The organism is Paenibacillus sp. UASWS1643 (assembly GCF_008693195.1).
GTDB lineage: Bacteria > Bacillota > Bacilli > Paenibacillales > Paenibacillaceae > Paenibacillus > Paenibacillus amylolyticus_B.
Genome location: NZ_VXKZ01000113.1, coordinates 141,417 through 157,259, shown reverse-complemented (window position 1 = coordinate 157,259; position 15,843 = coordinate 141,417). Strand labels below are relative to the sequence as shown.

Here is a 15,843-nt window from a genome sequence, read left to right as displayed (position 1 = left end):
CACTCCTACCGATAAGACTATAGTGATGTTCGAAACGGAATTGTAATCGGCTTGAATATCCCCACAATTACATAGGGAAAAGGGTGGCTCACACACATGCGAAGCATGAGCATCGGTACCAAAATCAGTTTGATCGTTATCAGTATATTTATCGTCTTCTCCTCAGCTGTGGCGGTAAGTGTAATCATGGAGATGAGACAGGGGATTACGACATTCGCTACAGAGAAGGCGAAGCGAGATTTGGAAATGGCGAATAGTATCATCACATATAAGTATCCAGGAGATTGGGCCATTCAAGACGGACAATTATTCAAGGGAGATATCGCGCTGGAAGGTAACTTCGAACTGGTGGATGAGATTGGACAAGCATCTGGGGACACGGTGACCATCTTCCGAGGTGATGAACGTGTCGCTACGAATGTTATGATAGACGGGGAACGTGCTGTTGGCACGAAGGTATCTGAAGAGGTCGCCCAGACCGTTTTGCAGCAAGGGGAAAAATACTTCGGTGAAGCCGTGGTTGTGGGTCAGAAATATCAAACGGCCTATGAACCCATCAAGAACGCATCCGGAGAGATTATCGGAATTTTCTATGTTGGTGCTTCTCAATCATTAATCGATGTGATTATCTCCTCGTTCCTCAAGACATTCCTCATCGTATTCCTGGTTGCGATGTTGGTCGCAATTATCTTGATCCTGTGGTACGTTCGCAGGGTGAGAGTACGAATCGAACGGGTATCCGTAGCGATTAAGCGTGCGGGTACGGGGGATTTCACACAGCCGGTTGTGGACCATGTTCAAGACGAGATTGGCATGTTGGGCACGGGATACAATGAGATGAGAAGCAATCTGCAGGTCATCATTCAGGGGGGACTTCAGGCTGCGGAGAAGGCGGGGCATTCGACCGGGCTGCTCCTGAAGATTGCGGATCAAACAGCCAAAGAATCGGCGCAGATTGAATCCTCCGTTGAACAAGTGGCACAGGGAGCCGAGAGCCAGACGATTAGTACGGAAGAAAATCTGCAGGCCATGGAAGAAGTGGCTATAGGCGTACAACGTATGGCAGACAAGGCCTCCAGCATCTCTGACTCTGCTATGTATTCACGCAACCAGGCAGAGACCGGAGGTGAAGCGGTGCAACTTACCGTTCAGCAGATGTCTGCGATTGAATCCTCCGTTACCAGAACGGATGAAGTCATTCGCATGCTGGAAGGGAAGTCGGCACAGATTAGCCAGATGGTTTCCACCATTCATGAGATTGCGAATCAAACGAATCTGCTCGCCCTCAATGCATCCATTGAAGCGGCAAGAGCCGGGGAACATGGCAGAGGATTTGCCGTGGTATCTACCGAGGTTCGTAAACTGGCTGAACAAGCGGAAGACTCTTCAGATCGTATTGAAGAACTGGTCAAAGCCATGGAACAAGATATGCAGCAATCGCTATCGGCCATGTCGAGAGTGAAGGATGAAGTGCAAGAAGGGCTGCGCTTGACCCGGGAAACGGAACAAAACTTCAGCCTGATCCGGGATACGAACTTGCGTATTGCGACAGAGATTGAGGACATGGCTGCGACGAGTGAAGAGATGTCCGCAGGCGTGGAGCAGATTGTGGCTTCCGTACATGAGATCGCTCGCCATGCGCAGACGGCCAGTACCAATTCACAGCAGGCTGCCGAATCTGTTCATGAACAGCTCAAGTCGGTAGAGCAGATCAAGGCTTCTGCGGCTATTTTGTCTGATGTGTCGACAGAACTCCAGACTTCACTTCGTCCGTTTAAGATATAATATCTGTTACAATAGGGAAAAGGAGGGACTGCAATATGGCTCCTGATAAAACAAAACTTTTCCCCAATGAGAATATCCGCACCGTATGTTACATTCAAAACCTGCCGCCGCGTTCCAACGTGGACATCGGTGATTATACGTATTATAGCGATAACACGAATCCGCCAGAGCAATTCTATGACCGGATACAACATCATTATGACTTTATTGGTGATCGCCTGGTTATTGGCAAGTTCTGTGCAATTGCGGAAGGTGTGACATTCATTATGAATGGCGCGAATCATCGGATGGAGGGCATGACGACGTATCCTTTTAACATTTTCGGTGGAGGATGGGAGCGTGTGACACCTACACTTGAGCAGCTTCCATATAAGGGTGACACGGTACTGGGGAACGATGTATGGCTTGGACAACATGTGACGATCATGCCTGGTATCACGATTGGAGACGGAGCAATCATTGCCTCCAATTCAACCGTTGTTAAGGACATTGAACCCTATACAATAGTAGGTGGTAATCCAGCCAAGACTGTTAAAAAGCGTTTTGACGAAGAAACGATTGCACTGCTGCTGGAATTGAAGTGGTGGGATCAGGATGAGGAATGGCTGGATACGCATTTGGAACGTCTTGTCTCTACATATGATCTACAAATCTTGCGCGAACTTCTGAACAGCAAATAGGATGGTTATCCATTGTGCATAAAAGACAAAAAAGCTGGTCCCTGACGGAGCCGGCTTCCCAAGCAAATCAGGCCCTGGACCGTTTTGAGCGGATCAGGGCCTCTTGTTGTCCAAGATGAAATGTTAATTTAGCGGGTGGGTGGTCGTAGGTTGCAATCAGACTGTACTGATGGGGGCTTTAAATGAGTATGAGCTTCTGCATGATCCGAGTTTGTCTGTTTGCCAGAATAAAAGTTAATGATATCATCAACGGTAGTAAACACGACATTTAAATCCATATTATCATTGTGTGTTTGAATAAAAACCTCTTTTCAATGGGTTGTTACGTTTGTTACGTGGTTTAATTTAAAGCTTCTTTCATGCTTAAACCTGCTGTGAATACAGGAACTTTACCTGCAGGTAGTTGAATTTCCTTGCCTGTTCTCCGGCTTCTTCCCGTTCTTGCCTCACGCTTCTGTACTTCGAATTTCCCAAATCCAACGACTTGAACTTCTTTACCTTCTTTGAGAGCTTCGAGAATTGAATCCAGTACAACGGTTACAGCTTTTTCAGCATTCTTCTTGGAAAAACCGCCAGCCTTGGCTACTTCTGTGATCAATTGTTCTTTATCCATGGGGAATACCTCGCTTTCATTCTTGGGATGTGGAAACTTTGCTGTGACACATATGAGTAAATAAAAAGCTGCCTTATTAATAAGGCAGCTTTCATATAATTAAAGTTTAGTAACGTTCTCAGCTTGTGGTCCACGGTTACCTTGAGTTACTTCAAATTGAACGCGTTGACCTTCGTCCAAAGATTTGTAACCTTCACCTTGAATTGCACTGAAATGAACGAATACGTCTGTTCCTTCTTCAGTTTCGATAAAGCCGAATCCTTTATCCGCGTTGAACCATTTCACTGTACCTGTTTGCATGTGATTCCTCCAAAAAATAAGTTTTTAGCCGATCATTATGACGAGTATTATTGAAAAATTGACACTCACCTGGTGCATTTAAACCACAGACTTGATGTCCGCTAATGTATCGATTAATATTATAATACCATGTCCGCTAATATAAGTCAAGATTTGGAGGTATTTTCTAATGAATCAGTCATCAGGGGTTTCGGTGCAGCGGGAAACGACGATAGAGGAATTCATACATATGCTTGCCATTGAGGGAGAATTGCATCCCAAAACCGTGAAGGAATATGCAAGCGATCTGAAGCACTTTATCGAATGGTACAAGGAAAGCACCATGCTTAGCGAAGAAATGACATTGCGAATCGAAGACGTGGATACATCCACTTTAGTCAACTATCGCGAAGATGCTCACAAAGTTATGTTATTGAAACCAGCCACCATTAACCGGAGGTTGATTACGCTGAAGCGTTTTTTTAAATGGGCTGTCGCGGAATCCAGGCTCAGTCAGGACCCTTCCAAACCACTAAAATTCATTCCGGAAGACAAAGTAAGTCCACGTCGAATGACATTCGAAGAAGAGCAGGCATTCCTCGCTGCAGTGGAATATGGTAATTCCCTTCGTGATCAGACCATCCTGACCCTTATGTTTCACACGGGCTTGCGAACGATGGAGGTATGCAACCTCAAGTCTCATGATATCGAACTTGGTAGACGGAATGGTCATCTGACAGTGAGAGCCGATAAACGCAACCGGGAGCGTAAGGTCCCTTTGAATATGCAGTGTATTGTAATATTGAATCAGTACTTATCTGATTTCGCTACCGATCCTGCTTACCTTTTTCCTTCGGAAAAGACAAACGATCGTTTAACGGAGAGAGCACTACGCCATCTGATTAAAAAAGTAATGATTGCAGCAGGGCTGGAAGGACTGAGTTCACACGACCTGCGTCATCGTTTTGGCTACGCCATGGCTGAGCATACGCCACTGCACCGTTTGGCCGAGATAATGGGACACACCAACCCAGATACAACAATGATTTATTTTAAAGCATTAAGTACGAATCATCGTAAAGAACAAGAATAAAGTCTGAATTATAGTCAGAATCAAAACACCTCTTATTAAAAGTACTTCGAAATTTTCCGTGTTTTTATTACTTTAACCTACCTTTAGCATTTATATACGATCCTTCACATTTCACTTAGGCACTGCCCAACAGGGTTGCCTTACCTCTATTGAAGAAAGCGATTACATATCCCTGATAATATTGTATATTATGATGGCAACCTCGGGACTGATCAACATGAGCCCTTAGCATTTGGCATAAATTCGGTGAGCAATAAGAAATCCAATGATTCACAATGTCACATATATATTAGTTGTTAGGGCATACGGCCTGTCATAAAAAGGAGGAATCCGAACGTGTACCGGGTACTGCTGGTGGATGATGAAGAAGATGTGCGTGAAGGACTTGTTGTAGAGGTTGATTGGGAAGCGCTCGATCTGCGGATTGTCGGTTTGGCTGAGAATGGGCGGGAAGCATTGGAGATGGCGGAGCGGGTAGAGCCGGATATTGTATTGACCGATATCAGCATGCCCTTCATGAATGGTCTGGAACTCGCGCAAAGATTGAGGAAGCGAAATCCACTTGTGAGGGTGGTCATTTTGACTGGATATGATGAATTTGATTATGCAAGGCAAGCCATCTCGTTAAGTGTGGATGAATATCTGTTGAAGCCGTTCTCGGCAGGGCATCTCACCGAACTGCTCACAAGATTACGCGCCCAGATGGCGGCTGAAGTGGCTGAGCGTGAAGATGTACAGCAGCTGCGTGAGCACTATCATACCAGCTTGCCTTTATTACAGGCAGATCTGATGGCGACCTTGCTCCATCGGCAGAAATCCTCCACATATATTCATAGTAAAGCCAAACAATGCGGATTGGATCTGACAGGAGAACGCTATGGTGTGTCCGTATTGACGCTGCATATGGATGGGGATATACAAAAGGAGAAACCTGAGGGAGGATTCAACGAGCCTCCAAACCGACATAACAAAACAACATCCGAGGTATCGGATCAGTCTGAGATATTTGTTCCCGGAGGTTCCTTGCGTCAATCTGAGGATGCTGAGCTGAAACGCTTTGCTGCACTTAATATTGCGGCAGAAGTTTGGGCGGAGCATGGGGCTGGTCATGCCTTTATGCATCAGGAGACGATTGTCCTGCTCTATGTGGATCGCTCGGGCGGTACAGATGGAGCGAAGCGGCAACAGAAGGCATTGGAAAATGTGATGCGCAGCATCAACCACTATTTACGTATCCCGGCTACGGTGGGATCTGGTCAGATTGTGGATACACTCGCGGATGTGAATCATGCCTATGAAGATGCCCTGCTGGCACTGGATTATCGGCTTGTGCCCGGGACGGATTCAATCATATACATCGCGGACGTAGAGAGACAGACGGCGGGCAAGCTGCGGTTCGACGAATTGAAGCAGCAGACGCTGACACGATGCCTGAAGGCAGGTACACAAGCAGAGCTGGAGGAAGCACTGGCGATCATTTTCGGGGAAATTACAGTGGAACACGGGCGAAGTGATATTCAGCTCTATTTAATTGAAGTATTAACAACAGTATGGAAGGCAGCACAGGCATCAGGGGAGGAGATGGAAGACATCTTTGGTGCAGGGTTCCAGTTGTATGCGGATTTGTTCCGACTGCCGGGTCTTACTGAGGCACAGAAGAAGGTACAGGAGGTCTGTCTACTCGTACAACATCGCATTGCCAGCGGACGGCAGCATGTATATAAGGATATTGTCGAGCAGGCGTTGGTCTTCACGAAAGAGCATTATGCCGACCCTGACCTGTCCATTCAGAAGGTGTGCGGGCATTTGCATATCAGCTCCGGTTATTTTTGTGGCATTTTCAAAAAAGAAGTGCAACTTACCTTCCTGCAGTACCTGATGCAGATCCGAATGGAGGCAGCCCGTGAACTGCTTCGTTCGACAGAGCTGAAGTCCTTTCAGATTGCGGAGCAGGTTGGCTTTGCTGAACCCAATTACTTCAGTTTTTGTTTCAAAAAACATATTGGCGTCTCGCCCAAAGAATATCGTAAACAGGCTTCCCAGGCTGCAAGTGAGGGTTCACTCCGATGAAGTTCTTGTCCAGATGGGTGAAGTCCATGGGAGTTCAATTACGCTCTCGTCTGCGTTCGTCCAGAGTCAGCAGTATCCGGTTTATTATAACGTGGTCCTTTTCCGTCTTCATCGTCTTGGTGCTAACCATCATGGCGATGCTTCTGCATGACAAGTTCACACAGGCTGCCGAGCGAAGTGCGGAACTCACTACGAGACAGATTGTGGATCAGGTCAGTTATAACCTGGAGGATTACGTCCGCAGTATGTCTCATCTGTACCGTGCCATTGAGGAACACATGCTGCGTGACGGGAAATGGGAAGGGGAACTGGTGGACAAACAGCTTGACACACTGCTCAGCAGTCGTGAAGATATCATCTCGATTACTCTGCTTGATTCCACGGGGAAACTGCTCAAGAACCGACCTACAGCCGAATTAAAAACCAGCGCCCATGTGACACAGCAAGGGTGGTTTCAGTCTGCACTCCGTGTGCCAGATCACCTGAGTTTCTCGTTACCTCATATTCAGAACATGTACACAGGCCCATATAAATGGGTCGTTTCCATGAGCAAAGGCATAACGATACGGCAAAATGGTCAGGATCGGCAGGTTATCCTGCTGGTCGATATCAATTTCAAACAGATGGATGAACTGAGCCGTCGGGTCAGTCTGGGGCAACGGGGATATGTCTATATCATCGATGAGAGTGCGGGCAATATCGTGTACCATCCGCAGCAGCAATTGATGTATATGGGACTCAAAAGCGAGAATATCGAACAGGCTTTGGTGGCTTCCGGCAGTTACGAAGATGAAGCAGATGGACAGAAAAGACTGAATACTGTTAAGTCAGTCACTAACATCGGGTGGAAAATCGTCGGTGTTGCTTATCTGGATGAGATTATGACAACGCGTCAGGAAGTGAACGGATATCTCATTCGTGTACTGGTCGTTGTACTGGTACTGGTCATCCTTGTATCCCTGTTCCTATCCTCCAGTCTGACTCGTCCGATCCGGCGGATGGAACGTAAGATGAAGGCGGTGGAGCGCGGGGATTTCAACGTGGAGTTACCTATTGAAGGCCCGCTGGAGGTGGAACGACTATCCCGTCGCTTCAACCTGATGGTCAATAAAATTCGCACCTTGATGGATGAGATCATTCATGAACAGGAACAGAAGCGGCGTCTGGAGCTGGAAGCTTTGCAGGCCCAGATTAATCCGCATTTTTTGTACAATACGCTGAATTCCGTGGTGCGCATGGTAGGCATGAGTCGCAATGAAGAAGTGATTACGATGATTACATCACTCTCGCGCCTGTTTCGCATCAGTCTTAGTCAAGGTAAAACGATTATCACGATCAGGGAAGAGCTGGAGCATGCGCAGCATTATTTGACGATTCAGCAGATGAGGTTCAAGCGCAAATTCAACTTTACCATCAATGCAGATGAGACGATCATGGAATGCCTTACATTAAAGCTGGTGCTTCAACCCCTGATTGAGAACGCCATTGTTCATGGCATTGAGTACCACATGGACGAAGGAAGTATTGAGGTCGATGTTTATTGTGAGGACAACAAGCTGGTGTTTCGCATTACAGATAATGGGGTCGGCATGACGGAAGAACAGATGTCGGGATTACTAAGTGGTCGTCCTGTGGTCAAAAGCGGTGCAGGCTCCGGCGTAGCGGTACGCAACGTCCATGACCGAATTCGGCTCTATTATGGGGAGGGTTACGGACTTGAATTTGCAAGTGAGTTGGAAGAAGGCACCACGGTCTGGATTCGGATTCCCATTCAATCGCAGCAGAAGGAGGGCGAGCCTGATGACAGACAAACAAGTGAGTAGGAACGATGCCCATAGAGTTAAAGAATTGAATATTCGTACGTTTTGGAAAAAGGTTGCTGCGAGCTTCCCTGGAATTCGGAAAATTCGTTTAATAACCCTGACAGCTGCAAGTTGCTGTCTGCTCATATGCAGCGCCTGTGGTTTATCGAGTCCCGATGCTACGGCATCGCCGCCACGTATCGCGCTGATTACGCCAGCTGGGACAGGGGAACTTGCGGAAGCCATCCGGCTTGGCGCCGAAGCGGCTGCCAAAGAGAGTGGAGCCGAACTGATTACCGTGGAAGCATACCCTTCCGATGGTGATGTGTACACGCCTACCATTTTGGACTCTGCTGAAAATCAGATGCAGGTCAAACGAGCAAATATCAACAGCCAAACGTTGTCTCGCAGTGCGCGAGAGCGGGCTCAAGTGGAGGCCGCCGCATCGGCTCTGAAGCAGGGGGCATCAGCTCTATTGGTTGATCCCCTAAGTGAGAAGGCACTTAGTGACATCATTCAGGAGGCACAGACAACAAATTCCGATGGAACCATTGTTCCTGTCATTGTGCTTAACGATGAATTCCCTGTGAAAGGCATCACCAGTTTCATCTCGATGGATAATGTTGAGGCGGGAAGACAGGCCGGCCAGGCTATGGCGGAGCTTCTGGAAGGGAAAGGGCATGTTGCCTTATTGGGCCCCGATCCTCTAAATTCTGGTCTGATTCAGAGAGAGCAGGGAGTTATGGAAGCCTTGGTACAGTATCCTGATATTCAAGTGGAAACCAAATCGATATGTAATACACGGGATGGATGTTGGCAGACTGCGAAGCAATTGCTGGACCAGCAGAAGGTGGATGGCTTCATTACTCTTCAGGAACCTGCTTCTCTGGGGGCAGCGGATGAACTGAATCGACGCAAATCGGCGGACAAGGTAAGGATTGTTGGATTTGGCAGTGAACAACAGCAACTGGAACAATTGCAGGAAGGGGTCTTTGATCATCTCATCGTCCAGAATGGATACAGTGCAGGTTATCTGGGATTGAATCAAGCCATTGCACGGCTGAACAATCAACAGGTGCAAGCGAGAGTGTTACTTGAGACCAAGCTGGTTAGTACAGACAATATGTTCTGGATGGATAACCAGAAGCTGTTGTTTCCTTTTGTACAATGAACGAGTGCCGGGACGAATGCTGAATGAAGAAATTACGGTGTTTGTTAACTTGAGGAAGATTTCGATAGAACAGGTGAAGATATTGTATTCGAATTTAATGTAAACCCTTTCATAATAAAGACATCGGTGAAGCCGAATGAACTTGGGGGAGGTCATTAGGATATGAAGAAAACATGGATGACACTGTTGATTACGGCATGTATGGTTGTGGCGGCGGGGTGTAGTAGCGGCGGAGACAGTGCAGGTGGAAGTACGGGAACAGATACAGGAGGCCAGACAGCAGCCGGGACGGAAACGCCAAAGATTGGTGTTGCCATCTACAAATTTGACGATACTTTCATGACGGGAGTGCGTAATGCAATGACCGCAGCAGCGGAAGGTGTTGCGACTCTGGATATTGTGGATAGCCAGAATGCACAGCCAACCCAGAACGAGAAGGTCGATCTGTTTGTGTCCAAGAAATACAATGCCATGGCCGTGAATCCGGTGGACCGGACGGCAGCAGGTGTCATCATTGACAAGGCCAAGGCAGCGAACATTCCGGTGGTATTCCTTAACCGTGAGCCCGTGGCTGAAGATATGAACAAGTGGGATAAAGTGTACTACGTAGGAGCAAAAGCGGAGGAGTCCGGTACGATCTCTGGACAGCTGATTGTAGATTACTGGAAAGCACATCCGGAAGCAGACAAAAACGGCGATGGCAAACTGCAATACGTCATGCTGAAAGGGGAACCGGGTCACCAGGATGCAGAGCTTCGGACCAAATATTCGGTTCAGGCGATCCAGGATGCCGGTATCGAAGTGGAAGCATTGGCGGAAGACACGGCGATGTGGGACCGCGTGAAGGGTCAGGAGAAAATGCAAGCTTTCCTGGCATCCCACGGCGACAAAATTGAAGCCGTTCTTGCGAACAATGATGACATGGCCTTGGGTGCGATTGAGGCATTGAAAGCAGCCGGATACTTCAAGGATGGCAAATCGATGCCCGTTGTAGGTGTGGATGCAACAGCTCCAGCCATTCAGGCTCTACAGGATGGCACAATGCTGGGCACGGTGCTCAATGATGCCAAGAATCAGGGTGCAGCCACGGTGGCACTGGCTTCCGTACTTGCCAAAGGTGAGACACCAACGAAGGAAAATACCAAATACGATATTACCGATGGTAAATACGTCTGGATTGCATACAAAAAGATTACCAAAGACAACATTGCCGACGCCCAATAACAACACGAGACAGGGACGTCCGACATTCGGGTAACGTCCCTTTTTTGCCGGTCATATGGAAGGGAGGAACCAAGATGGAGTCACCTTACCTGCTGGAGATGAATGGAGTTTCGAAAGCATTTCCGGGTGTGCAGGCACTAAGTCAGGTCACATTGAAACTGAAGCCCGGTACGGTTCATGCCTTGATGGGAGAGAATGGAGCGGGCAAATCCACACTTATGAAATGTCTGTTCGGGATGTACCATCCGGATGAAGGAACGATACGCATCGGAGGAAAGGATGTGGATATTCCGAATTCCAAAGCGGCACTTCAGCAAGGCATATCCATGATTCATCAGGAGCTTAATCCGGTCCCGCATCGTCCGGTGATGGAGAATATCTGGCTGGGTCGTTTTCCAATGAAGGGAATACTTGTGGACGAGAAACGGATGTATACCGATACACTGGCTCTGTTCAAGGACCTGAATCTGGATATTGATCCGAAGGCTCAAGCGGGAACATTGTCTGTCTCCAAGATTCAATCGATGGAAATCGCCAAGGCGGTCTCGTTCAATTCCAAAGTCATCGTCATGGATGAGCCAACTTCTTCCCTGACAGGCAAGGAAGTGGATCAGCTCTTCGCCATTATTAATGAACTACGCAGTCGGGGTGTGTCCATAATCTACATTTCCCACAAGATGGAGGAGATCCTGACGATCTCGGATGAAGTGACAATCATGCGTGATGGCTTCGTTGTCGGGACGTGGGATGCTGCGGATTTAACGACAGATCTGATTATTACGCGTATGGTGGGTCGTGATCTGGATGAACGTTTCCCGGAACGGACCAACGTACCCGGTGAAGTGATATTAAAGGCCGAGGGTCTGACATCCAACCAGTCCAAATCGTTTCAGGATGTATCCTTTGAGCTGCGAAAAGGTGAAGTGCTCGGCATTGGCGGGTTGGTTGGAGCACAGCGTACAGAACTGATGGAGTCCTTGTTTGGACTACGCGGACTCGCTTCAGGTACGATTTCGATTCATGGGCGCAAGGTGAAGATTAACTCCCCCGCAGCAGCGAAGCGTCATAATATCGCGTTGCTCACGGAAGAACGAAGGGTTACAGGAATATTCCCCGTGTTGTCGGTGTATGAGAATACGATCATTGCCAGTCTGGGGCGCTACCGCAATCGCTTGGGCTTGCTGGATGAGAAAAAGGGACGGGAAGAAGCACGGGAACAGACGCAGAAGTTCAGAACCAAAACGCCTTCAGTTAACACGCTGATTCGAAACCTGTCGGGCGGTAATCAACAGAAAGTTCTGCTGGCCCGCTGGTTGCTGACCGATCCGGAGATTCTGTTGCTGGATGAACCGACACGTGGAATCGATGTAGGGGCCAAGTTCGAGATTTACACCATTATTACGGAACTGGCTCGTCAGGGCAAAAGCATTATTATGATTAGTTCGGAGATGCCTGAACTGCTTGGTATGTCGGATCGCATTATGGTGATGAGCGAAGGGCGTCTAACCGGAATCGTGGACGGAGCCGAGGCAACAGAGCAGGATATTATGAGGCTGGCCGCTCAGCAGCGGATGGCTTAGTCAGGAGGGAAACAGATGAACACACAGATGATCAATCAAGTGAAAAATTATGTAACACAACGCGCCATCTTTATCGTATTGATTCTGCTCATCATTGGTATAGCTATTGCCGATCCTAATTTTCTGGCCTTCTCTACACTGCGGGACATCTTACAGCAATCCTCCACACGGGCCATTATTGCACTCGGTGCAGCCTTTATCCTCGTCACGGGTGGGGTCGATCTGTCCGCGGGAAGAGTGGTTGGTCTGACGGCTGTTGTATCGGCATCGATGCTGCAAATTGATGAGTATGCGAACCGCTTCTTCCCCGATCTGCCCCATTTGCCGGTGTTGTTGCCGATTCTGGTTGGAATCACCGCAGGTCTATTCGTGGGTTTGGTCAATGGACTGATTGTCGCCAAATTACATGTGCCCCCTTTTATCGCAACGCTGGGTACAATGGTTGCCGTGTATGGACTGAACTCCATCTATTTTGATACGGAACCCAACCAATCACAGCCTATCGGAGGATTAAGACCTGATTTTACCGTCATTGGCTCTGGATACATTGATCTGGGCGGGGGTTATTCCATCCCGTATATTGTCCTTATCGCTATTGCGGTGGCTTTAATCTGCTGGGTGATCTTTAATAAAACACGTCTCGGCAAAAATATGTACGCGATCGGTGGTAACATTCAGGCAGCACATGTATCCGGGATTCATGTGGCCCGCAACCTGGTTGCCCTGTATGCCATTGCGGGTGCATTATATGGCCTGGGTGGTGTGCTTGAGGCAGCCCGAACAGGTGGAGCAACAAACAATTACGGTAATATGTATGAGCTGGATGCGATTGCCGCATGTGTGGTAGGTGGCGTATCAACGGCGGGTGGTATTGGAACGGTACCTGGAGTTATGGCGGGTGTACTGATCTTCGGGGTCATTAACTATGGTCTGACGTTTATCGGTGTGAGTCCGTACTGGCAATTGATTATCAAAGGATTAATCATTGTTGCTGCGGTGGCTTTTGACATCCGTAAGTATATGGCGAAAAAATAAGATGAGCCTCAAGAGGTTACACCAGTCACTCCGATGACAGAACAACCTTCTGATCGCTGTTATCCCCAGATTTTTTGATTCCCTTCTAAAAGTGAAAATCCGGGGATAAAGGCGAGATGTATGCTTCCGAAGTAGCTTTCTTTCAGAAAGCTTTTAGCTCCGCTTCTTCAGGTTATTTCTGTCCTCTACGTTATGGTGTAAAAATTCCATTCATCTTATATGAAAAAGTAGCAAAAAAGCCAGCCCTCGGGATATATAGAGAGCTGGCTTTAATTGTTTACCCATTGACCATCCAATCGATAACGGGGATAACTGGTCCAATGATGCATAAGAGCAACATGAATCCGGCGACGTTATAAGATACACTCGTACCGAAATGCGCACGATATTTTTTGGCAATCAAGAAGGCTGGAATCCAGAAGAGGGCGGCTACTACAAATGGAATGTGAAGTCCTTGAGTTCCATTGCTATAAATAGGTATGTTTATTAAGTTTAAAAGATAATGACTGATCATAAAGTTTGCTTTGCCCCATGGAAAGTTAAAAGCAAGGCCCATCGTCAGTACAAGCAGAGATAGCGTTCCGAAGCCCAGTGGTTTTCGTTGTGTTGTCATGTGATATCCTCCATAACCAAGAATTTATCCTAAATTAATCCATTAATGTATTGTACCACAATAATGATATGCGAAGAGGAATTATTTCACTTTTGTTGATTACAATTACATCATATGTCCTATTGCCTTCGAAAATTATACATTCATGTGAATTTGACCAGCCTCCATTAATCGACAACATCAGCTAATCATAATCGATATAATACATGTACATAAGTTGTTTGATGTGAGTTTTATGTCAAAGGGGGCGAGGCTATTTGCTAAGTTACACGATGAAAATGGTAATTTTCCCACTGGGCTGTTTGCTTGTCATTCTGTCCTCTTATGTTCTAAGGCTTACCCCTCATTTGGAAATCATGTTGCTTTCGGGGACTTTATTGGTAGCAAGTATTTATGGGGAGAGAAGATATCCTGTACTGCGAAAGTTCCAATGGATTTTTCTCGGAATATTCCATTATTTCAGTGAGCTGAACTGGTGCAACATGTTGTATTATATGCTCATCCTTTCTATGATCGAGGGCAAACAGCGTGTAGCGCAGACCTTGCCCATTTCACTGCTGTTTATGCTGGAATATACGGTGATTCGCCTTTCCTATGTGCCTATAGATGCATACGCATTGCTGGTTTCGTTATTTGACCTGTTAACCTCGGTTGTTATCATTTTTTTGTATCATACCTTAATCAACAGTGAGGTCGAGAAGCGCAGGCTTCGGGAAAAAAATCGGTTCCTGACCCTGCATGATCCGCTTACCGGTCTGTTGAATTACGAAGGTTACATGGAGGTACTGCATAAGACAGTAGAACAGCAACGGTCTTTTTTGCTTGTCCTTTTGAACGTTAATAACTTTAGCGGCTTTAAAAAAGATTCAGAAGATCCTTGGTGTACGGTAATCACAAGTACAGGTCAGATGATCAGCAATCATTTCACCGAGGCCTATGGCATATCCCGGTATGCAGGAGACCGATTTGCGGTCGTTTTGCCGGAGATACAGGATGTGGAAGAACGAATGTCGTCACTGTTATCCGTGCAGCTTCAAGGACTCCAGGTAAGCTACAGCATCTCCCTGTACCCGGAAATGTCGGATTCGTTGCAGCACTTTATGACGGTAGCCGAGGATAGGCTGCTTCAACAACAGCGCAGCAAATGGCTGAAAAATGAAGAAGAAGTATTTCGTTCCGAAAGATTAAGGGCCGTGGGTGAACTGGCCGCGGGGATGGCTCATGAAATTCGGAACCCGCTTACCGCAATTCGGGGATTTCTGCAGCTTTCCCGTGGACAAGCGTTTAATATCGCGCCATGGTATGAAGTGATTATGGGTGAGGTGACGAGAGTAACCGATCTGACGGCTGAATTTTTGCAGTTTTCCAAACCACATGCCAATCACATGAAACCTGAACATTTGGGTCACTGCCTTGAACGAGTGATGTCTTTGACCGAGTCAGATGCGGCATCCCGAGGGCATCAAATTACGCTTGAAATGACTAATGAGCCAGTTGTGATCAACATGGATCGGGATAAGATTGTACAGGTATTGATCAATCTGATTCGTAACGCTTTTGAAGCAATGACAGACCCTGGTGAGGTTCATATGGATTTGTTACAGGAAGGAGACGTAGTGCTCATTTCAATTACAGATACAGGAAGCGGTATTCCGGAAAATTCGCTATCTACAATCTTTAATCCATTTTATACAACCAAAGAAGAAGGGACGGGACTGGGACTTGCACTCTGCCAGAAAATCGTTCAGGATCACAATGGTAAAATTACCGTCCATAGCGAAATGGGGGTTGGTTCCACCTTCACGCTTCATCTGCCAATGGAGACGTAAATCATATAACTTACCCAGAGATAGCAATTAAATAGTCATTAGACAAAAACATAAAAACGCCGCATGGGT

The 15,843-nt window shown here is 47.1% G+C and carries 13 protein-coding genes; 10 read left to right on the top strand and 3 right to left on the bottom strand.

Going from position 1 to position 15,843, the window contains the following annotated elements:
* The first annotated feature begins 96 nt into the window (after positions 1-96).
* Both FE296_RS21035 and FE296_RS21030 read left to right on the top strand, forming a co-directional pair.
* Positions 97-1,785, top strand: coding sequence for a methyl-accepting chemotaxis protein (locus FE296_RS21035; RefSeq protein WP_150366200.1), 1,689 nt, complete (start codon positions 97-99; stop codon positions 1,783-1,785).
* A gap of 35 nt (positions 1,786-1,820) precedes the next feature.
* Positions 1,821-2,465, top strand: a complete 645-nt coding sequence (locus FE296_RS21030) for a Vat family streptogramin A O-acetyltransferase (RefSeq protein WP_150366199.1) — start codon at positions 1,821-1,823, stop codon at positions 2,463-2,465.
* Between the two features lie 340 nt (positions 2,466-2,805).
* Here FE296_RS21030 and FE296_RS21025 read toward each other — a convergent pair whose 3' ends face one another.
* Both FE296_RS21025 and FE296_RS21020 read right to left on the bottom strand, forming a co-directional pair.
* Positions 2,806-3,078, bottom strand: a complete 273-nt coding sequence (locus tag FE296_RS21025; RefSeq protein ID WP_124117202.1) for an HU family DNA-binding protein — start codon at positions 3,076-3,078, stop codon at positions 2,806-2,808.
* A gap of 99 nt (positions 3,079-3,177) precedes the next feature.
* Positions 3,178-3,378: a cold-shock protein gene (locus tag FE296_RS21020; RefSeq protein WP_017690333.1), complete on the bottom strand. Its 201-nt coding sequence runs from the start codon at positions 3,376-3,378 to the stop codon at positions 3,178-3,180.
* Positions 3,379-3,547: 169 nt separating this feature from the next.
* Here FE296_RS21020 and FE296_RS21015 point away from each other — a divergent pair, with 169 nt between their 5' ends.
* The 7 genes from FE296_RS21015 to mglC all read left to right on the top strand — a co-directional run bounded on the left by FE296_RS21015 (position 3,548) and on the right by mglC (position 13,332).
* On the top strand, positions 3,548-4,450 hold the full coding sequence (locus tag FE296_RS21015) for a tyrosine-type recombinase/integrase (protein ID WP_150366198.1): 903 nt from the start codon (positions 3,548-3,550) through the stop codon (positions 4,448-4,450).
* A gap of 336 nt (positions 4,451-4,786) precedes the next feature.
* Positions 4,787-6,520: a response regulator gene (locus tag FE296_RS21010; RefSeq protein WP_150366197.1), complete on the top strand. Its 1,734-nt coding sequence runs from the start codon at positions 4,787-4,789 to the stop codon at positions 6,518-6,520.
* 26 nt (positions 6,521-6,546) lie between these two features.
* Complete coding sequence (locus tag FE296_RS21005) at positions 6,547-8,343, top strand: sensor histidine kinase (protein ID WP_190945406.1); 1,797 nt, start codon at positions 6,547-6,549, stop codon at positions 8,341-8,343.
* Positions 8,321-9,493 (top strand): substrate-binding domain-containing protein, encoded by a 1,173-nt coding sequence (locus FE296_RS21000; RefSeq protein WP_190945404.1) that lies wholly within the window; start codon positions 8,321-8,323, stop codon positions 9,491-9,493. Before FE296_RS21005 ends, FE296_RS21000 begins: the two co-directional genes overlap by 23 nt.
* A 162-nt stretch (positions 9,494-9,655) precedes the next feature.
* On the top strand, positions 9,656-10,717 hold the full coding sequence (locus FE296_RS20995; protein WP_036606548.1) for a galactose ABC transporter substrate-binding protein: 1,062 nt from the start codon (positions 9,656-9,658) through the stop codon (positions 10,715-10,717).
* Between the two features lie 74 nt (positions 10,718-10,791).
* Entirely contained in the window at positions 10,792-12,297 is a 1,506-nt protein-coding gene (locus tag FE296_RS20990) for a sugar ABC transporter ATP-binding protein (protein ID WP_124117196.1), read from the top strand.
* A 15-nt stretch (positions 12,298-12,312) separates the two neighbouring features.
* Entirely contained in the window at positions 12,313-13,332 is a 1,020-nt protein-coding gene (mglC, locus tag FE296_RS20985) for a galactose/methyl galactoside ABC transporter permease MglC (RefSeq protein WP_076214373.1), read from the top strand.
* A 277-nt stretch (positions 13,333-13,609) separates the two neighbouring features.
* Here mglC and FE296_RS20980 read toward each other — a convergent pair whose 3' ends face one another.
* Entirely contained in the window at positions 13,610-13,945 is a 336-nt protein-coding gene (locus tag FE296_RS20980) for a hypothetical protein (protein ID WP_091034259.1), read from the bottom strand.
* A 272-nt stretch (positions 13,946-14,217) separates the two neighbouring features.
* On the opposite strand from FE296_RS20980, the gene FE296_RS20975 reads away from it, so the two are divergent.
* Complete coding sequence (locus FE296_RS20975; RefSeq protein WP_223868969.1) at positions 14,218-15,774, top strand: ATP-binding protein; 1,557 nt, start codon at positions 14,218-14,220, stop codon at positions 15,772-15,774.
* Positions 15,775-15,843: the final 69 nt, after the last annotated feature.